16 protein-coding genes are annotated in these 18,882 nt (G+C 42.5%); 7 read left to right on the forward strand and 9 right to left on the reverse strand.

Annotation, left to right across the window (positions count from 1 at the left end):
• Positions 1 to 22 precede the first annotated feature (22 nt).
• The 5 genes from AACZ87_RS00140 to AACZ87_RS00160 form a co-directional block, all read right to left on the reverse strand.
• Positions 23 to 2,263 carry a molybdopterin cofactor-binding domain-containing protein gene (locus tag AACZ87_RS00140; RefSeq protein WP_339863682.1) on the reverse strand — a complete coding sequence of 747 codons (2,241 nt, stop codon included), beginning with the start codon at positions 2,261 to 2,263 and terminating at the stop codon, positions 23 to 25.
• 163 nt (positions 2,264 to 2,426) lie between these two features.
• Positions 2,427 to 2,801 (reverse strand): helix-turn-helix domain-containing protein, encoded by a 375-nt coding sequence (locus AACZ87_RS00145; protein ID WP_283411593.1) that lies wholly within the window; start codon positions 2,799 to 2,801, stop codon positions 2,427 to 2,429.
• Positions 2,802 to 2,892: 91 nt separating this feature from the next.
• Positions 2,893 to 3,495: a flavodoxin gene (locus AACZ87_RS00150; protein ID WP_339863686.1), complete on the reverse strand. Its 603-nt coding sequence runs from the start codon at positions 3,493 to 3,495 to the stop codon at positions 2,893 to 2,895.
• Positions 3,496 to 3,572: 77 nt separating this feature from the next.
• A complete protein-coding gene (locus AACZ87_RS00155; protein ID WP_283411591.1) occupies positions 3,573 to 4,019 on the reverse strand; it encodes a nuclear transport factor 2 family protein in 447 nt (148 codons plus the stop codon).
• An 18-nt stretch (positions 4,020 to 4,037) separates the two neighbouring features.
• Entirely contained in the window at positions 4,038 to 4,487 is a 450-nt protein-coding gene (locus AACZ87_RS00160) for a nuclear transport factor 2 family protein (RefSeq protein ID WP_339863688.1), read from the reverse strand.
• Positions 4,488 to 4,780: 293 nt separating this feature from the next.
• Between AACZ87_RS00160 and AACZ87_RS00165 the strand changes: the two genes are divergently transcribed.
• Both AACZ87_RS00165 and AACZ87_RS00170 read left to right on the forward strand, forming a co-directional pair.
• Positions 4,781 to 5,779: a sensor histidine kinase gene (locus tag AACZ87_RS00165; RefSeq protein WP_339863690.1), complete on the forward strand. Its 999-nt coding sequence runs from the start codon at positions 4,781 to 4,783 to the stop codon at positions 5,777 to 5,779.
• Entirely contained in the window at positions 5,776 to 6,483 is a 708-nt protein-coding gene (locus tag AACZ87_RS00170; protein ID WP_339863692.1) for a response regulator transcription factor, read from the forward strand. The genes AACZ87_RS00165 and AACZ87_RS00170 overlap by 4 nt, the downstream gene beginning before the upstream one ends.
• A gap of 77 nt (positions 6,484 to 6,560) precedes the next feature.
• Here AACZ87_RS00170 and AACZ87_RS00175 read toward each other — a convergent pair whose 3' ends face one another.
• Positions 6,561 to 7,319 (reverse strand): sulfite exporter TauE/SafE family protein, encoded by a 759-nt coding sequence (locus AACZ87_RS00175; protein ID WP_339863694.1) that lies wholly within the window; start codon positions 7,317 to 7,319, stop codon positions 6,561 to 6,563.
• Positions 7,320 to 7,628: 309 nt separating this feature from the next.
• Here AACZ87_RS00175 and AACZ87_RS00180 point away from each other — a divergent pair, with 309 nt between their 5' ends.
• A complete protein-coding gene (locus AACZ87_RS00180; RefSeq protein ID WP_339863696.1) occupies positions 7,629 to 9,785 on the forward strand; it encodes a TonB-dependent receptor in 2,157 nt (718 codons plus the stop codon).
• A 440-nt stretch (positions 9,786 to 10,225) separates the two neighbouring features.
• Here AACZ87_RS00180 and AACZ87_RS00185 read toward each other — a convergent pair whose 3' ends face one another.
• Together AACZ87_RS00185 and AACZ87_RS00190 are read right to left on the reverse strand one after the other, a co-directional pair.
• Positions 10,226 to 11,578, reverse strand: coding sequence for an ATP-binding protein (locus tag AACZ87_RS00185; protein WP_339863698.1), 1,353 nt, complete (start codon positions 11,576 to 11,578; stop codon positions 10,226 to 10,228).
• Positions 11,568 to 12,956 carry a sigma-54 dependent transcriptional regulator gene (locus AACZ87_RS00190; protein ID WP_339863700.1) on the reverse strand — a complete coding sequence of 463 codons (1,389 nt, stop codon included), beginning with the start codon at positions 12,954 to 12,956 and terminating at the stop codon, positions 11,568 to 11,570. Before AACZ87_RS00190 ends, AACZ87_RS00185 begins: the two co-directional genes overlap by 11 nt.
• A gap of 329 nt (positions 12,957 to 13,285) precedes the next feature.
• On the opposite strand from AACZ87_RS00190, the gene AACZ87_RS00195 reads away from it, so the two are divergent.
• The 4 genes from AACZ87_RS00195 to AACZ87_RS00210 all read left to right on the forward strand — a co-directional run bounded on the left by AACZ87_RS00195 (position 13,286) and on the right by AACZ87_RS00210 (position 18,332).
• Positions 13,286 to 14,533, forward strand: coding sequence for an efflux RND transporter periplasmic adaptor subunit (locus AACZ87_RS00195; protein WP_339863702.1), 1,248 nt, complete (start codon positions 13,286 to 13,288; stop codon positions 14,531 to 14,533).
• A 146-nt stretch (positions 14,534 to 14,679) separates the two neighbouring features.
• Positions 14,680 to 15,048: a four helix bundle protein gene (locus tag AACZ87_RS00200; RefSeq protein WP_339863704.1), complete on the forward strand. Its 369-nt coding sequence runs from the start codon at positions 14,680 to 14,682 to the stop codon at positions 15,046 to 15,048.
• 119 nt (positions 15,049 to 15,167) lie between these two features.
• Positions 15,168 to 15,863 carry an ABC transporter ATP-binding protein gene (locus tag AACZ87_RS00205; protein WP_339863706.1) on the forward strand — a complete coding sequence of 232 codons (696 nt, stop codon included), beginning with the start codon at positions 15,168 to 15,170 and terminating at the stop codon, positions 15,861 to 15,863.
• Between the two features lie 108 nt (positions 15,864 to 15,971).
• On the forward strand, positions 15,972 to 18,332 hold the full coding sequence (locus tag AACZ87_RS00210; RefSeq protein ID WP_339863708.1) for an FtsX-like permease family protein: 2,361 nt from the start codon (positions 15,972 to 15,974) through the stop codon (positions 18,330 to 18,332).
• Between the two features lie 101 nt (positions 18,333 to 18,433).
• Here the strand turns inward: AACZ87_RS00210 and AACZ87_RS00215 are convergent, their stop codons facing one another.
• Entirely contained in the window at positions 18,434 to 18,802 is a 369-nt protein-coding gene (locus AACZ87_RS00215; RefSeq protein ID WP_339863710.1) for a hypothetical protein, read from the reverse strand.
• Positions 18,803 to 18,882: the final 80 nt, after the last annotated feature.

Genomic DNA, 18,882 nt, shown 5'->3' on the forward strand with positions numbered 1-18,882 from the left:
TTTAAAAAGGATCTAAATTTTTCTAACTATTTAACTGATTGATAAAAGGCTGATCATAGAACCTTTTTCCACTTCCTCTATATAAGGCATTTGCCAAAGCTGCAAAGACAGGAGGGTAGGCAGGTTCGCCGAGCCCAGATGGATCTTCCCCATTTTCCACAAAATAGGTTTCTATAGAATTTGGAGCTTCCTGCATTCTTATCATTCTATAGGTATCGAAATTGGATTTGCTCGCCACACCTTCTTCAAATGTCAGCTCCCCAAACATGGCGGTTCCTATTCCGTCAATGACTGCACCTTCGCAGAGGTTTTTGGCTGCATCCGGATTCACGACCAATCCGCAATCTATCGCATTAATCACCTTGTCGATTTTAACCTGGCCATCCACGATTTTCAAATCCAGGACCTGAGCCGCGTAACTGTTGTGACAGAAGTAAGCAGAAAATCCCCTTGAAATTCCTTCCGTATTTTGACCCCAATTGGATTTTTCTTTGGCGAGTTTAATTACTTCCGCAAATCGATCCGGGTCATAATCATTCCCTTCTCCTACTGGATTAGCTTTGGCTTTTGCCAGTAATTCCAGACGGAAATCAATAGGGTCTTTTCCAGCTGCCTCTGCTACTTCATCCAAAAAAGACTGCTCCACGCAAGCCATAAAATTAGATCTCGGTGCACGGAATGACCCCGTAGTGATATTGGAAGGAACTTCCCAGCCTTCTGCCAGATAATTAGTTACTGCACCTGCAGGAAAACGATCTGCATAAAGAGGGTTCTCAGGAAGTCCACCAGCGTTGACATGAAAAGCAGTCAATTCATTGTTTTCATCCAAAGCTGCTCTATAGGTCGCCTGATATCTCGAGCGGTAAATTCCACCGGTCATCTCATCTTCCCGGGTATAAATCAGCTTGATTGGCGCATTCATTTTTTGGGAAATTACTGCTGCTTCTATCAGCCAATGCGCATAAGATCTTCGCCCATAACCTCCTCCCAAACGCGTCATTTTGATCTCGATGTTTTCTAAAGGAATTTCCAATCGGGAAGAAAGTGCCTGCTCAGTCAACTCCGGTTTCTGCAAGGGGCCGGCACATTCCACTTTTTCCCCTTGTACATGGGCAAAAAAGTTCATTGGCTCCATACAGTTGTGGGCTAAAAATGGCCCTGTATAACTTCTTTCTATGATTTTTGCGGCTTTGGCAAAAGCAGCTTCCGGGTTTCCATCTTTCCGTTGAGTTTGCGGGTTTTTTGCAGCTTCTAACATCACCTGCTCCTGTGTGGCGGAACTTTCCAATCCTTTGGGAACTACTCTGATTCCCTCTCTGCCAAACATATCACGCTTTTCCTCATAGCCTTCCTCTATTTCCCATTCTGCCTCTATAGTTTTCTTTGCCTGCAAAACCTGCCAGGTACTTTCACCCACTATTGCTATTAAATCAGTGAATTGAGCGGTGTCGAAAAATGTCCTTTTGTAATCATCCTGCAAGGATTTGATCTTAAAAACATCCCTGATGCCAGGCATGTTTTTGGCTTTTGAGCCATCGAGAGATTTCAGTTTTTTACCGATTGCCGGTGGATGGACGAGCATGGCGATAAGCATTCCTTCCCGCTTTGTATCTATTCCAAAAAGTGGTTTGCCAGTCACAATATTTTTGGCTTCTACGTTTTTTTTGGAATTTCCGATAATGCCGAAATCCTTGCTGTCTTTCAGTTGCACCTCTTCCGGTACCGGCATCGTAGCAGCCAAGGAGGCAAACTCTCCAAAATGTGCTGATTTTCCAGATTGCTTATGAGTAATTGTTCCCGCTTTTATCGTGATCTCCGATGCGGGTACATTCCAACTTTGGGCTGCTGCTGCGGCCAGCATAGCACGGGCAGTAGCTCCTGCGGTTCTAAGATTAGTATATCCTGAGCGTATCGCCTGACTTCCACCAATGAATTGTCTGGTGAAATATTTAGTATCCAAATCAGCTTGCTCTACGATGACATTTTCCCAAGCCACATCGAGTTCCTCGGCAACAATCATAGGCATGGAAGTCTTCACATTTTGCCCGCCTTCTGGATTGGGGGACTTAATGGTGACCAATCCATTTTCACCGATTTTAATGAATCCATTGAACTGAAACCACTCCTTTGGCATCGCTAGAGTTTCTGCCTGCTTGGGATAGCATGCTGCCAGCCAATTGAGACTAAGCAGCATTCCGCCTCCGGAAAGTGCAGAGACTTTTAGAAATGATCGACGGTTGATTTTGGTGCTTGTAGTTTTCATGAATTGCGTTCAAAGAGTCTGATAACAACTACTTAGGCCTTTAAAATTTACTTTAATTGAGGTTTACAACAAAGGTTTTTTGAATAGAATAGGTCGTTTAGACCTTATTCTAAAGCCAGAAAAGCCAGACCCACATGGACCTGGACTTTCTCTTGTAACCCAATCAATCTATATTTTCAATCGTCGATCTTCGAAATTGTGAGGGATTCATGTCCATTTCCTTTTTAAAGAAGTTGTTGAAATGTGTCACTTCTGTAAAACCCAAGGCATAGGCTATTTCTGATACATTCCAGTCGCTTTGCTTTAGAAGACGCTTGGATTCTGCCAGAATTCTTTCCCTGATAATCACCGATGTTGCCTTATGGAAAATCGATTTGACACTCCTGTTAAGATGATTAACATGGATATTGAGCTTTTGGGCAAAGTCCGAAGCTGATCTTAGTTTAATTGTATTTCGCAGGTCTGTCACAGGAAATTGACTTTCCAACAGTTCCATAAAATCTGCACTGATCCTGTTTGCGGCAGTATTTCCTGACATATCAGTTTTTATTCTTATTGGTGATTTACTTGCTGTCCGAATCATCCTGTTTTTAGTTCTGATTAATTTTTTCTGGCATCAATTTGAGGTTTTAAAAACCCAAGCTGCTCAGCCAGTCATTGACTTCCTTTTTTACTTCAACTTCTTTGGTACCCTCCATGACGAACAGGGTACCATCCCGCTCTATGCCTCCTTTTGTGGAATAACCTTCCAGAACCTTACTATCAGGGCAGAGCTCTTCTACTTTATCAAAGCTGCTACCTAGTCCATAACCTGCATTGGTATTAAATGGAATGACAGTCTTTCCACTCAGGTAATTTTCACTTAGGAAGGTTTTCATAGGTGGTGGCAGTTGCATTCCCCATGTAGGAAAACCTAAAAAGACCACTTCATACTGAGTAAGATTAATTTTAGTCTTTAAGGGAGGCAGAATCCCAGTTTCATTTTCCTGAGCTACCTGTGCGACTATTGCTGCATAATCTTCCGGATAGGGAGTTTCTAATTCCAGACTAACCAACTTTCCACCGACCTTTTCGTGAATCATTTCCGCCACAGATTTCGTGTTTTTGGTGCGTGTGAGGTAAACAATAAGGATTTTTTCCGATGCTACTTCACCCAGCTGCACTTCAGGCTGGGTTTGACTGCTGCAGCTCAGCGAACTAATGAGTAAGATGAACAGGAAGAAATATTTCATGGTTAGTTTGAATAGTTGTGGCTAGTGCGACACTAAATGGGCTGTCGAGCCAAAGTGAGTGTCGCACTCACTTTAACTTACCGATCCCCAGGCCCCATTAGTTTGGTAAATGAGAGCGAGCCGAGTTTCCATCCCTCAGCCTTTTTAATGTATACTTCCGTGACTTCAAATGGATTGGTGACTTCATTACCACCGACTTCGGCGATCAGTGTAATGCGGTTGAGTAGGATGGCGGTATTGTCGATGATCTCTACAGAAACCTCATGGACATCGGTTTTTTTATACCAGATACCACCGCTCCGAATGATGTCAACTTCCCGGTCTTTGCCCCAGGCACCGCCCATGTGTACGAAAACCGATTTGTCATCAAATAGCTCCGCAAGTTTATCAGCATCCTTTTCTGCCATCCATTGCCACTTGGTCTTGGAGAGCTCAATGATTTCCTGTTTGGTAGCTTCCTCCTGCGCGTAGGTGAACTGGATTGCAAAAAGAAGAATTAATACTCCTAGGATTGTCTTTTTCATGGTTGCTTGGTTTTGGGATTAATGTTCTATCTCATGTGTATCACGCACACTACTGAAGGTCAGCGCGAGCATTTTCCATTCTTCGCCCTGCTTTTGATATACCTCTGTCACGGTAAATTCATTTTCCACATCATTTCCTCTCACGTGAGCAGTCAAGGTGATTCTATTCCAAACCAACGCAGTGTTTCCAGAGATCTCAATCGCCGTATCGTGTACATCCGCATTCTTGTACCAAATGCTTCCGGATTCGATGATTTCCAGTTCCCGGTCTTTTTTCCAGCTTCCACTCATGTGAACAAACTTTGCTTTATCATCGAATAACTTTTCCAGTTTGGCTACGTCCTTATCTGCCATCCATTGCCATTTGTCCATGGAAAGCTTTTCGATTTCCTGCTCCGTGGAAGATTGGGCAAAAGTGAAGGAAACGCTGAATAATAAGAGGGTAAAAATAAAGAAGTGTTTTTTCATGGTCATTTTGCTTTTGAAGTGCTAGTTTTCAATGGGTTGTAAATTGGATTAACCCAATTCATCAGTACTAATAGACGAAAAAAAATCCTAGGGTTTGGGGGGAATCAATAGACAGCAAGGTTCTCTCACCCAGTCAACTGATTTGATCTACGAATGAAAAAAGTGCCATTCTAAAAATTGCCTCAAAAGACAGCTTTTGCCATTGGTTGGAGAAATTCTGTCTTCTGTAGAGCGCAACAGTCAGTTGGATGATCGCTGAGATTTGGTGTTATTTAAAATTCTAAATTTCGAAAATGAAGAATACTGTCATATCGCGTCCGGCATTCTATGCGCTGCATGTACTTTTCTGGTTTTGCTATGGAGCCATATTATTTGCTTCACTTAGCAGCTGGATTGATTCTCCGTTGGAAATCTGGAAAATCGTCATTTCGGATGTGTTGACTTCCTCCGCCATCACGTATCTGAATTACTATTTGCTCCTGCCCAGGCTGTATGCTAAAGGCAAGCATCTTTCCTACGTTATCGCTTCACTTGCTTTGGTGATTGTCATTGTGCTTCTGAGGGTCAATATTCTTGGCATGTCACATCAATCTGTAGCTTATACTTATTTCATCAGATCAGTTCCGGCCATTGGTTTCTATTTGGTCACGACGGTTGTCTGGTTCTTTGCCAATCTGATCAAAGCTCAGCGAAATGAAATTGAACTTCGCAATAGTCAATTGGCCTCCGAACTGAAGTTTCTGAAGCTACAGCTCAGCCCACATTTCCTCTTTAATACCCTGAATAACATTTATTCCATGGCTTATTTCAAAGAGAATAATACCGCTCCGGCGATCATGAAACTCTCCGAAATGATGCGGCATATGCTCTATGAAGATCAGGGAAAGTTTGTATCCCTTTCCAGGGAAATCACCTTTATGGAGAATTTTATTGAGCTGTGGCGATTGAAATTGGATGAGAAGCCTAAGATATTTTTCACGTATGAAGGTGTGAAAGATCGGCACAGGATTGCCCATCTGATATTTCTGGTTTTTCTGGAAAATGCCTTTAAACATGGAAATACAATTGATGGTACGATTGATATCAAACTGACTATTGATGCAGATGATAGGTTACATTTCTACAGTAGAAATGATGTGATCGATGCGCGAAAGACAGCAGAGGAAGAAAGTGGAGTGGGGCTTTCTAATGTGAGAAAGAGATTGAATCTGATCTATCCTGGAAAGCATGAGTTGACCTTGGATCAGCATGCGACGTACTTTGAAGTGAAGTTAACCATTGAATTAGGATGAGCTACCATGTTTTAATTGTAGACGACGAGCCGCCAGCAAGGAAGTTGCTTTCCGACTATGTATCTAAAATGGCGAATTTGGAACTCGCTGGGGTGTGCAAAAACGGGGAGGAAGCCTTGGGATTTTTGAAAGAAAATCAGGTTGATATCCTATTGCTCGACATTCGCATGCCGCTGATGACGGGTATGGATTTGCTGAATGAATTGGAGGAAAAGCCACTCACTATTTTTGTGACTGCCTATGAGGAATATGCAGTCAAAGGCTATGAGCTGGATGTGATTGATTACCTGATGAAGCCGGTTTCCTTTGAGCGGTTTACAAAGGCAATCGAAAAGGCAACAGAATACCTTTCGGCGCAGGTGACTACAGAAGAAAACGCTGAGAAACCTGATTATTTTTTTATCAAGACCGATACCCGCATCGTGAAGTTTCTTTTTTCAGAAATCCAGGCGATTGAAGCCCAAAGAGAATATGTGAAATTTATAACACCAAGCCGAAAAGTAATGTCCCTGGTTTCCCTGACCGGGATTGCAAATGCTTTGCCCGGAGAATTTGTGCGTATCCATCGATCTTTTATCATCAATATGCGGCATATCGATGAAGTGCAGGCTAATGAGGTTTTGATAGGAAAGGAGCTTTATCCTATCAGCAGGAATTATCGGGAGGATTTTTTCAGAAAATTGGATGGGATGAAGTTGCTGTGAGACGAATTGAAATCTATTGAGTGTTTATATCTTCTGGAGAAAACATAATCGAACATTGTTTTTCCTGGAAAACAATCTTAAATATTTATCCCAAATCCATGCATCAATACAAGTCTTAGACCGACATAAATGACCAAAACAGCAGTCAGTCCACCAAGGATTCTCAGATTAAATTTTTTGCTAGATAGATAGGAACCTAGGCTTCCTCCCAGCACGACCGCGAGTACAAGTTTCCAGATCAAATCTGGATCAAGTTGAAAAGTGCCTGCAACGGTTAACCCTATTAGTCCGGAAATGGAATTCACAAGTATGAATACGGAAGCAAGTGCAGCTACAATCCTTGGGTTTGCCCAGTTCAATAGATTGAGCGTAGGACTAAGAAAAATTCCTCCTCCAATTCCGGAAACTCCGGCCAGTAACCCTACACTACCACCCAAACTCAATTTTTTGATCAGGCTAAATTCATGTGATTCTAGTTTAGCTTGAAGGTAGCGAAGCATCATTGCCACACCCGAAAGAATCAGGGCAGCCCCTAGAATTAGAAAAAATGCCTGCTGTGAAAGCTTCAGCTGCGCTCCCAAATAGGCCAATGGAATGCTGGAAATCAGAAATGGCCAAAAGAGCTTAAAGTCAAACACTTTGTTGCGCATGAAGATTATCGTCCCGATCGTAACGACGCAGATATTCAGGATCAGGGCGGTGGAGCGTATTTCATAGAAATCGGTAAGAAATAAACTCATGATAGCCAAATAACTAGATCCGCCTCCGAAGCCGACTGAACTGTAAAATAAGGCGATGATGAAAAAGATGAGGGGTAGGTATTCTATAGTGAGCATTTAGAAAGCTAGGTTAGACACAAGAAACTGTTCCTAAATTAATTTCTAAGTATCGAAATAGGTTTGAAAGCTATGAAATTGACGAATTTTTGTTGGTCTTCCAATGAAGTGTAAATTATCAAAGGGTAAGTCACAGAATCATCACAGGTAAAAGTGGCTGACTTTTCTGGGAGAAAAATACGTTTTCCAAACAATAGCATAAGCAAATCAAATTTATTCCCATGTGTTTTGGGGAGTAATTAGTTATTGAAAAATCGGGTTTTCAATCTTCCAGTCCTAAATTTGAAGACTAAACCTACCTATTCGTTTATGTCAATTTTTAATACCCAATTTGTGACGAAGCTGTGCTTTGCCACAGGACTCAGCCTAGTTTCCCAAATTTCTTTTGCCCAAAGCTACGATACTATTCCCGTGACTCAACTTGGTGAAGTGATGGTAACTGCGCAGAAAGAAACTGAAAACCTCCAGAAGGTTCCCATATCTGTGTCGGTAGTGGATGATCGGAAAGTGGAGGAAATGAACCTTTGGCAGACGAAGGATCTCCGTGGATATATTCCAAACTTGTATTCCTCCAATCCGGGAGACAACAGAAACGTGATTTCCATTCGTGGTATCACCACTACTTCCTACGAGCCAGCAGTGGCAACTTATGTGGATGGAGTGAATCAATTCGGGTTAGATACCTATTTTTTCTTACTCAATGACGTGGAGAGAATTGAGGTGCTTCGTGGTCCGCAGGGAACGCTTTATGGCAGAAATGCTATGGGTGGGGTGATGAATATTATCACCAAACCCAAGTCTGACGAGCTCTCCGGATTTATTCGTGCAGATGTAGGCAATTATGGTTTTTCTAGGATTGCTGCCGGTGTGAAGGCCATGGTGCTTCCGCAAAAATTGTATGCTGGCTTTTCTATTTTGTCTGATAAAATAGATGGGTACTACACTAACTTGTATAACGACAGCCATTTTGACAAGCAAAAGAATTTGCTGTTTGCGGGGAATTTGAATTACCTCTTTGCAAAAAACTGGGAAGCTATAGTGAATTTCAAGAGTAATTCAGGAAGAAATAATGGTCCGTTCTCTTTAGCTCCAGATCCTGATTCTGCTGTAGAGAATCCTTTTGAGGTCAATCAAAATGCAACCACTGAAATGGTGGATGACAGCCAAAATGTTTCCTTGGTGATCAAAAATACCGGACCGAAGTTCAACTTCTCTTCCCAGACTTCCTTCCAAAAGAACTACCGCTACTACAAGACTCCGATTGATGGGGATTTTTCACCTATTGATGGAGTATCCATTGTGAATGATTATGGAAAAGATTGGAATACTGTTTCCGTTTGGACTCAGGAATTCAGGTTGGCTTCCGTGAATGCAGGTCAGAAATTGAATTGGCAAGTTGGGTTTTTTGGATTCACCTCTGATGCTCCTACCAAGCAGGGGACTTATTTTGGTGATGATGCAGCGCTGGTAGGTTCTCCTATTTCCAATTTCACTACCATCAATACCAACATTGCTACGGGTTACGGTTACGCATTTTTCGGTCAGGCGACCTACAGCTTAACTGATAAATTGAAACTGACCGCAGGATTACGTTCTGATTATGAAAAGAAAGAGTTGACAGTTTCTCAGGAGTTGGACTTTGGACAAGATGATCCTATGGTCACGCAACCTGATACCACTGGAAAGGTGGACTACAATGCTATTTCTCCTAAAGTTGCTTTGGCATATCAGCTGGCTAATACAAACGAGGTATATGGAAGTTACAGCCGTGGCTTCAGGCCGGGCGGCTTGACACAGATAGGTTCTGATCCTAGCAATCCCCCGTTATTTGCCTATGATCCTGAATTCTCAAACAATTTCGAAATTGGAAGTAAGAATTACTTTTTCAATAGAAGAGTTCGGGCAAATGTCGCGCTATTCTATACCACAATTTCTGATGTACAAATTCCAGGTCTAGTATTGCCGGATGCGATCGTGGTGACCCAAAATGCCGGTGATCTGACCAGCAAGGGAATAGAGTGGGAGATCAACACCATTCCTACCAAAGACTTGAGCATTGATTGGAGCTTCGGATATACCCATGCGACATTTGATAATCTGATGCTTCCGGGAGAATTGGGAGAAGTGGATTACGCTGGAAACAGGCAGATTTTCACCCCGGATTTCACATCTATGGTTGCCGTGCAGTGGACACCTCAGTTTTTCAATTCCAGCACATTGGATTGGATGGTGAGAGGGGAGTGGTTGTATTTCGGCGAGCAGTTCTTCAATCTGGAAAATACCATCAGCCAAGATGCATATCAGATCGCCAATGCAAAGTTCGGGGTGGTTTCCGACATGATGGAACTGACCTTTTGGGCTAAAAATATCTTTGATGAAACCTATATTGACTATGCTTACAACTTTGGTCCTTCGCATTTGGGCAATCCAGCGACCTTTGGGGTTACAGCGATGTATAAGTTTTGAGTAGTTTGAATTTTCAGGTGTCATACTTTTCCAGAAGTTTGACTTGAATTGAAAATAGAAGCCTCTGAAATCATTTGATCTCAGAGGCTTTTTGTATTAAAAAATCATATAGTCTCATAGAAAGACAAAGTAACTTATGAAAACTATTCTTGAAGAAAGTAAAAGAGGTGGGGTGTAGGTCGATTTTGCAATAATTTAAGTACAAGCCTGAAGACTTGCACCATATGTGAATTGGTCCATGTCATGAGAACCAAGCATACTTCTGGATTAATTGACGAACACTAAACTGTGGCCTCTGCGTGTTCTCCGTGTGCTCTGCGGTTAAAAATTATGGTACTGCAAATTTATTAAACCTTCGAGGTCTTTTTTTTGACCTCGAAGATTCTGTAAAATTTTGAGGTAAAAACCTTCGAGGTCTTGAAGACCTCAAAGGTTATATGTTACCTGAAATTCATCGTGAATACGGTCCGCTCATTTGGGATGGAGGTTACCTCCAAACTGCCCTTGTGCAGGTTCATAATTTGCCTTGAAATAGCCAGGCCAATACCACTTCCTGTTTTTTTGGTGGTGTAGAAGGGAACAAAAATTCGCTCCAAGGCCTCAGGGATAATTCCAGGTCCGGAGTCTTCAACCTGAATCATCAATCCTAAATCTCCCTGTCCAATAGAAGATAGCCATATCGTACGGTCTGCTTGATTCTGAAGGGATTCAGATGCGTTTTTTAGTAAATTTATCAAGATCATGGTAATCTGATCGGGATCACAATGAATCTCCAGATCAACCGGGTGGATCTTTGTTTCTATTTTTACATGAGCAGATTTTAGCTCTTCCCGCATCAGATTATGCACATTTTCGAATAGTTCGCTAACGGGCATGGTAACTTTTTTCGGAGTTGGTATATTGGTGTAATCACGGTAGGCATTCACAAAAGTCACCAGCCCTCGGCTACGGTTGGCAATGGTATCCAGCCCTTCCTGCATGTCCATAAAGCCATCCCTTTTGATCAGAAAACCTTCTTGCTGCACGTAGCTGTCCTCATCGAGAATGGTACGAAGCGACTCTACCAAACTTGAAATCGGGGTAATGGAATTCATGATTTCATGTCGGAGTACCTTAGTTAAGTTTTGCCAGGCTTCCAGCTCATTGGACTGAAGTTCTGCGTTGATATTTTGCAGGGAAAGCAAAGTCCAGCTTTGGCCGCCCATCTTCAGGGAAGTTGATTGAATAATAAGGTGGAGTGAAAGATTCACTTTCTTTGAAATACGCTGACCTGGCTTCATTTCCATTACATCTTCCAGAAGTTTTGGAGAGAGTTTGCCCAAATCTGTGATATCCCGAAACTGCGGGATCTGTAGTAAATGCTTTGCAGCGTTATTGATCACGCCAATTTTTCCAGCATCATTGAAGGAAATAATTCCTGTATTGATGTGCTGAATGATGACCTGTAGAAACAACATCTGTTCTTCCTTTTCAGCTCGGGTTTGTTTAAAAACCTCCATTACCTCATTGAAAGAGGTGTTTACCTCCCTGAAGGAATTGCCCATTTTGCTGTCCGAAGTGAAGGAACTCGAAAAATCGGCATATCGTATGGAATCGAGAAATCTAGCGAGCTTATGGTTGATGGAATTGACATAATAAATCAGCTCACCGATCTGAAGTACCGCGATAAGTCCAAGAATTGCCGGAGCAAGCCATAGATCCTGGCTGTAGTATAGCCATAGTGCGAGGTAGATATTCAGGATGATGCCGGTTATCCGAAGTCCAACTCCAAAGGAAAACCGCTTATAAACCATATTTCTCCAGTCTTCGATAGAGTGATGAGCGGGTCAGTCCAAGTTCCTCTGCTGCTCTGGTGATATGTCCATTGTGCTTTTGCAGGGCCTTTCTGATCAAAATTCGCTCAACATCCTCGATGTTCAAATGCTCCAAACTCACGGATTCGTCCTGTCGCTCGGGTTGAGCCATTTTCTGCAAAAACAAATCCTCTGGCTGCAATACATTATGATTTGACATGATCACTGCACGCTCAATGCTGTGCTGAAGCTCACGGATATTACCCGGCCAGTGGTACTTGGTCATGCGCTTCACGAGCGGTTCGGAAGCTTTGCGGATGTCTTTGTTGTACTTTTTAGAATAAAAAGTAATGAAGTGATCTGCCAAAAGTGGAATGTCTTCCACACGCTCACGAAGTGGAGGAAGCTGGATTTCTATGGTATTGATCCTATAAAGCAAATCTTGGCGGAAGCCATTTTCATAAACCATATTATGGATCGGCATATTGGTAGCGGAAATCAAGCGAATATTCACATCCACGGGACGATTTGCGCCGACGCGTGTTACTTGACGGTTTTGAAGTGCTGCCAAAAGCTTGGACTGAAGTGCAAGGGGAAGATTTCCTATTTCATCCAGGAAAAGCGTGCCCTTGTGAGCCTGCTCAAATCTACCTGCCCGGTCTTCCTTGGCATCGGTAAAAGATCCTTTTTTATGTCCAAAAAGCTCTGATTCAAATAGAGTCTGTGTAATAGAACCCAAATCTACTCCTACAAAAGCTTCTCTATTTCTACGGGAATGTCGGTGAATCGCACGGGCTATCAATTCTTTCCCAGTTCCATTTTCTCCTAAAATCAAAACATTCGCATCGGTGACAGCCACGCGCTCTATAGTCTCAAAAACCTTTTGCATGGAATCACTTTGCCCGATGATATCCTTGAACTTATTGTCTATGTCCTGCTGCATGGTCTGCTTCTGATCCCGAAGAAGATCCACTTCCATCTTCTTTTTGCGCAGTTGCAAAGCAGAATTCAGCGTAGCCAGCAATCGCTCATTTTCCCAAGGCTTCAGCACAAAATCTGTTGCACCTTCTTTTATTGCTTTCACCGCAAGATTTACATCTCCATAAGCAGTGATCAAAACTACCACCGCGGATGGGTCAAGCTCGAGAATACGGTCCAGCCAATAGAATCCTTCCTGACCCGAACTCACATCTTTGGTGAAGTTCATGTCGAGAAGAATGACGTCGTAAGATTCGTTGTGCGTGAGGATGGGAAGTAGGTCAGGATTGGTCTCTGTATCCACCTGAGAAAAATGCCGCTTTAGAAAAATCTTTGCTGCCTTTAATAAGTCCTCGTTATCATCTACAATTAGAATTTTGCCTGTTCGTTGCTCGCTCATGGTTTAAAGAATTTGTTCAGAGGCGGAAAAATCTCCGTCGTGTTGCACCCACTTGTTCCAAAAGCATACCGAAAAACCAGTCGGGATAAAATTGCCGCAAAACGTTTGGTTTCGGACAATTTGAGCCTGTTTTTGGTAAATGGGACAGGATTATAAGTTAGGAAAAAAATAGTCGACTTTGAATTCTTTTGTTCGCTCGCGGACGAAAATGTTCGCGAGTCTCGCTCTGTATTTTCTTCAAATCAACGAAACAAGCTTGTAAGGGCGATTTATTGCATGGCATACCATTTGGCATACTGGGGATAGCCCGAAAATAGCATTTACACACAATGGATAGAAAAATAGCTAAGAAAACCTGGACCCCTAGAAGAATCGCCTGGATAGTAGGTGGAGTCGTTTTAGTCGCCGGAATTGTTTATCAAATCGGATTTGCAGATCATAGATCCACTATGAATGTGGAGAAGGATCGATTAAGTATTGCGACAGTTTCGAAAGGTGAGTTTACCGATTATATATTAGTATCTGGACAGATCGAGCCAGCACAGACATTTTTCCTAGATGCGGTCGAAGGAGGGATGGTAGCACAGATCGTTCGTGAATCAGGAGCGGTAGTGGAAGTGGGGGATACGATTTTGATTATGGCTAATTCCAATTTGCAATTGGATGTGATGCAGCGTGAGACCATGCTTTATGAGCAAATCAACAACTTACGTCAAACCCGTCTTTTTCTCGATCAAAACGATTTGAGTCAGCAAGGTCAATTAGCAGAGATAGATTATCAGATCAGCTTGCTGGAGCCTCAGTACAAAAGATTCAAGGAGCTTCATGAGAAGAAACTGGTTTCTGACCGGGAATTTGAAGAGGTAGCCGAGCAATATGAGTATAATCTGAAAAGAAAGGAATTGACTTATAAATCATATAAGAGTGACTCCATCGCCAGATCCTATCAGTTGGCGCAACTTCGTCAGTCTGAGAGTAGGATGAATGCTTCTCTGAATGGAGTAGGCCAGATCTTAGACGGCTTGGTGATTAAAGCACCGATTGCAGGTCAGCTGGCTATGGAGCAAATCGAAGTAGGTCAGGCGATCAACTCAGGTGAGCGATATGGTCAAATCGATGTGCAGGATGAATTCAAAGTTCGGGTGCCGATCGATGAATTGTACCTACCAAGAATCGGTCGTGGACTGAGAGGAAAGTTCACTCTCAGTGGTGTAGATCACGAATTGGAGATCACGAAGATCTACCCTACAATTACAAACGGGCGATTTGAAGTCGATATGAGATTTACCGGGGAAAGCCCACAAGGAATCCGAAGAGGGCAGAGTGTAAGAATCCGATTGCAGCTAAGCGACAGCGAGCAAAGTTTATTGCTACCTACAGGCGGATTCTTCAAGGATACTGGAGGGAACTGGGTGTTTGTGATCAATTCAGATGGAAATGCCGAAAAGCGAAATATCAGACTTGGAAACAAGAATCCTGAATATTACGAGGTACTGGAAGGATTAGTAGAAGGAGAGAAAGTGATTATTTCTGGGTATGAGAATTTTGGCAAGAATGAGATACTGGACCTAAAGTGATGTTGGGTGTCGGATGACCGATGTCGGGTGTTGGATGACCGATGCCGGATGACCGATGTGGGGTGCTTGATGACCAATGCTTGGTGTCCGATGACAGGTATTGAGGGTGGAATGACTAGTGATTTCTTGTTTTAAAATATAGAACTATGGAAGAATATGTGCCTCACTTTAAATTCGAAAAGCTTCAAATATGGCAAAAGGCCATGGATTTTGGAGAAGATATATTCCTTGTGTCCAAAGACTTTCATAAGGACGAGATATATAACTTGATTTCACAAATATGGCGTGCGGCGGATTCCATTGCTTTAAATATTGCTGAAGGATCGATTTCTCAATCTAACCCTGAATACAAGAAGTTCTTAGGCTATGCAATTCGATCTTTAGCTGAAGTTGTCACTTGCATACATAAAGCTGAAAGAAGAAAATATATTGATAAAGAACAGTTTACTAAACTATATGCGGAGTCTTTTCATCTAATGAACATGATGCAATCCTTCAAGTCAAAGATTAATTAGATAGAAATGAATTGCCTTGAAACACAGAGGTTAATAGATATCTTAAAAAAAATCATAAACAATGATTAAGGTTCCCAAAACATCGGGCATCCGACATCGGACATCTAACAATAATAAACATGAACGTAATCAAAACCGTCAATCTCAGAAAAATGTATGCTACCGAGGAGGTAGAGACAACTGCTTTGGATAGCATCCAGATCGAAATCAAAAAAGGGGAATTTGTGGCTATCATGGGCCCTTCAGGTTGTGGTAAATCCACACTCCTGAACATCCTTGGTTTGCTGGACAATCCTGATGATGGAGAGTATCACTTTCTTGAACATGAAGTGGCGAAATTCTCTGAAAGACAGCGCTCTTCATTGAGAAAAGGAAACATTGGATTTGTCTTCCAGAGCTTCAACCTGATCGATGAACTGACTGTATTCGAAAACGTAGAGCTACCATTGCTTTACCTTAAAATCGCAGCCGATGAACGCAAAAAAAGGGTTGAAGAAGTGCTTACCCGCATGAATATCATGCACAGAAGGAATCACTTCCCTCAGCAGCTTTCTGGTGGTCAGCAGCAGCGTGTGGCTATTGCCAGAGCAATTGTAGCTAAGCCTTCAGTGATCCTTGCCGATGAACCTACAGGTAACTTGGACTCTACCAATGGTGAAGAAGTAATGCGTCTTTTGGAAGAATTGAATAACGAGGGAACGACCATTGTCATGGTAACTCACTCTCCGCATGATGCAAACTACGCACACCGAACCATTAACCTATTCGATGGTAAAGTGGTGACTGAGAATATCAGGGAGCAGTTTCATGTTTGATATTGCCCGATGTTAGATGACTGGTGTCGGGTGTTTACATCGGGCACCGGACATCGGACATCAAGCAAATTTAAGCTCGTTTAACTTAAATTAAAACTCCCCCTCCCTATGCTCCGCCATCACTTAATCCTCGCTTTCCGAAGTTTCATGAAGTCCAAGCATATTTTTGCGATCAATCTATTTGGGTTGACTATTGGACTGTGCACTGTGATCCTGATCATGCTTTGGGTGAAGGATGAGCTAAGCATCAATCGCTATCATACGAAGGTAGATCAGATTTATCAGGTGATGACGAATCATGATAATTCCACTGGAATAGTTACGATTGCTTATACACCAGCCGAAATGGCGGAAGCGATGAGTGCTGAGCTCTCTCAAGTGGAAGCTGCAACGGCCTTCTCACCATTGGTGGAAGGAGTATCCTTTGAGCAGGGAGATACTAAAATGAACGGAGATGGCTACTTCGTCGGTCAGGAGTATTTTCAGATATTCGATGTGGATTTCATTGCGGGGAATTCGGAAAATGCCCTGAATGATATCAATGCAATAACCATTTCAGAGACGTTAGCTACCAAACTTTTTGGAAGCCCTCAATTGGCATTAGGAAAATCTTTGGACTGGCAAGTTTTTGATTTTCAGAATCAAGTGGAAGTGACGGGAGTTTACAAGGATTTTGGGAATCTCGATGTGGTGAAACCTGATTTCCTCCTTTCATTTCCATTTTTTAAACAAATGCTAGGCGATGGAGCCCATTGGGATAATTACAATGCTATGGCAACTGTCCTCCTGAAAGAAGGAACTGACGTAGCTGCCTTTAATTCACAGATTTCAGATTTTATTAAGAAAAAGGAGGAGTTCTCGAACGTTTCGGTTTTTGTTCAGCCTTTTGGAGATACCTATTTGTACGGTACTTATGAAGATGGAAAGGTAGCGGGTGGAAGGATCAGCTATGTGAAAATATTTTCTGCAATTGCGGTCTTCATCCTGATTATCGCCTGTATCAATTTCATGAATTTGACCACGGCCAAATCCATGAGCAGGCTGAAAGAAATCGGTGTAAAGAAAACCATGGGAGCAAGTCGTGGTAGGCTTTTCACGCAGTTTATTACCGAATCTCTGGTGCTGACCTTTTTTGCAATGGCGCTGGCAATCTTGGTTACATTCCTGCTGCAATCCTTTTTTAATCAGGTTACATCCAAGAGCTTATCGCTTAGTTTGCAGCCCGATATCGCATTGGTTTTATTCGGCATTTGGTTTTTCACAGGCCTATTCGCTGGAATTTACCCAGCAATCTACCTGTCCAAGTTTAAGCCAGTGGAAGTCATGAAATCCAATCTAAAAGGGAGTTTCGGAGAGCTTTTGGCGAGAAAAGGTCTGGTGGTATTTCAGTTTTCTATTTCGCTTTTATTGATTATTGGTATCACGGTTTTGAGCAAGCAGATGAACTATATCCAAAGCCAAAATCTTGGATATAATCAATCCCAATTACTGGAATTGAGTGCTTCCGGCATACAGCCAACTCAAATGGATGCATTTCTGGATCAGACCAAAAAGGTTCCGGGTGTTTCGAATGCTTCCAGCTTGTCCCACCCCTTGGTAGGATTGGCGAGTTCCACGATAGGCCTGGAATGGGAGGGAAAAAATCCTGAGGAAGAAGTGAAGTTTGAGAACATTTCTGTCAATATGGGATTGATCGAAACTATGGGTTTTGAAATGGTTGGCGGAAGAGCTTTCTCCCCTGAGTTTGGAGAGGAAGAGACTAAAATAATACTGAATGAAGCAGCTGTGCAAACCATCGGTTTCCAAGATGCTGTAGGACAGATTGTCAACCTTTGGGGAGAAGACCGAGAGGTAATCGGAGTGGTAAAAGATTTTCATTTTGAATCTTTGAAAGAAACAGTTAAGCCTGCATTCCTAAAATATAGCCCTGGATTTGCCCAGAAGATAATGGTGAGATTAGAATCAACTGATCAACAAGCCAGTATTGCCGGAATTTCAGATGTGTTTGAACAATTTACAGGTCAGCCATTAAGCTATTCATTTATGGATGAGGATTATCAGTCGCTGTATACTTCCGAGCAGAGAGCATCTGATTTGGCTAAATACTTTGGTACCACTGCTATATTCCTTTCCTGCCTGGGGTTATTCGGATTGGCGGCATTTACTGCCGAGAAGCGCAAGAAAGAAATCGGGGTAAGGAAGGTGATGGGTGCCTCTTTAGTCAGTATTCTGAGCTTAGTTTCCAAAGATTTTATTGCCTTGATTTTGGTGGCTATTCTGATCGCGGTACCGATAGCCTGGTATTTCGCAAATAGCTGGCTGCAATCCTACGCATTCCAAACAGATTTGAGCTGGTGGATATTTGCCGGCTCAGGAGTGCTATTGATTGTGATTTCATTGATTACTGTAGGGTACCAGGCATTTAAAGCAGCTTCGGCTAATCCGGTTGAGTCTCTTCGTTCAGAGTAGCTCGAATTCGGATTTCGGAGGTTTGATTTCGGATTTTGGTCGATACCACGTGAAGAGTACGTCATTGCGAGAAGGAGGTACGACGACGAAGCAATCTCGTTTTAAAAGTGCAGAATTTCTTCCTTCGCCTCAGGCCGTGTCTTTATGGGCCAGGGCAGAGAAGCGTCCTCGATCCCGATGGCTATGCGGGTCTCTCGGACTGAGGTTAGTTTAATCATGTCACAAATCGCCAGTAGATTTGCCCGAAAGCGAACGCTACTGTACGAACATAGATCGATAATAAATTGAAAATGAGCTTTCTGGTATTCAGGAAGGCTTTTTTTAAATGGCATAAATCCTGAATAGCTTTTATACAACTCTTCGCCTCTATACGTGTCTACACGGAATGAAATTGGATGGTTAGTGAAGACCTGCCTAACGGCAAGATATGCACAAACCACGGCAGTGAAAAACAGGGAAGAACGCGTCATTGCGAGGAGGAGGTACAACGACAAAGCAATCTCAATCTAATTGTATAGAGTCGGGATTGCTTCACTCGTTCCTCATTCGC

The sequence above is a fragment of the uncultured Algoriphagus sp. genome (genome assembly GCF_963974365.1).
Taxonomy (GTDB): domain Bacteria; phylum Bacteroidota; class Bacteroidia; order Cytophagales; family Cyclobacteriaceae; genus Algoriphagus.

Coding starts and splice junctions, on each gene's coding strand:
- AACZ87_RS00140 (WP_339863682.1), bottom strand. CDS start 2,263: ATGAAAACTACAAGCACCAAAATCAACCGTCGATCATTTCTAAAAGTC.
- AACZ87_RS00145 (WP_283411593.1), bottom strand. CDS start 2,801: ATGTCAGGAAATACTGCCGCAAACAGGATCAGTGCAGATTTTATGGAA.
- AACZ87_RS00150 (WP_339863686.1), bottom strand. CDS start 3,495: ATGAAATATTTCTTCCTGTTCATCTTACTCATTAGTTCGCTGAGCTGC.
- AACZ87_RS00155 (WP_283411591.1), bottom strand. CDS start 4,019: ATGAAAAAGACAATCCTAGGAGTATTAATTCTTCTTTTTGCAATCCAG.
- AACZ87_RS00160 (WP_339863688.1), bottom strand. CDS start 4,487: ATGAAAAAACACTTCTTTATTTTTACCCTCTTATTATTCAGCGTTTCC.
- AACZ87_RS00165 (WP_339863690.1), top strand. CDS start 4,781: ATGAAGAATACTGTCATATCGCGTCCGGCATTCTATGCGCTGCATGTA.
- AACZ87_RS00170 (WP_339863692.1), top strand. CDS start 5,776: ATGAGCTACCATGTTTTAATTGTAGACGACGAGCCGCCAGCAAGGAAG.
- AACZ87_RS00175 (WP_339863694.1), bottom strand. CDS start 7,319: ATGCTCACTATAGAATACCTACCCCTCATCTTTTTCATCATCGCCTTA.
- AACZ87_RS00180 (WP_339863696.1), top strand. CDS start 7,629: ATGTCAATTTTTAATACCCAATTTGTGACGAAGCTGTGCTTTGCCACA.
- AACZ87_RS00185 (WP_339863698.1), bottom strand. CDS start 11,578: ATGGTTTATAAGCGGTTTTCCTTTGGAGTTGGACTTCGGATAACCGGC.
- AACZ87_RS00190 (WP_339863700.1), bottom strand. CDS start 12,956: ATGAGCGAGCAACGAACAGGCAAAATTCTAATTGTAGATGATAACGAG.
- AACZ87_RS00195 (WP_339863702.1), top strand. CDS start 13,286: ATGGATAGAAAAATAGCTAAGAAAACCTGGACCCCTAGAAGAATCGCC.
- AACZ87_RS00200 (WP_339863704.1), top strand. CDS start 14,680: ATGGAAGAATATGTGCCTCACTTTAAATTCGAAAAGCTTCAAATATGG.
- AACZ87_RS00205 (WP_339863706.1), top strand. CDS start 15,168: ATGAACGTAATCAAAACCGTCAATCTCAGAAAAATGTATGCTACCGAG.
- AACZ87_RS00210 (WP_339863708.1), top strand. CDS start 15,972: ATGCTCCGCCATCACTTAATCCTCGCTTTCCGAAGTTTCATGAAGTCC.
- AACZ87_RS00215 (WP_339863710.1), bottom strand. CDS start 18,802: ATGACGCGTTCTTCCCTGTTTTTCACTGCCGTGGTTTGTGCATATCTT.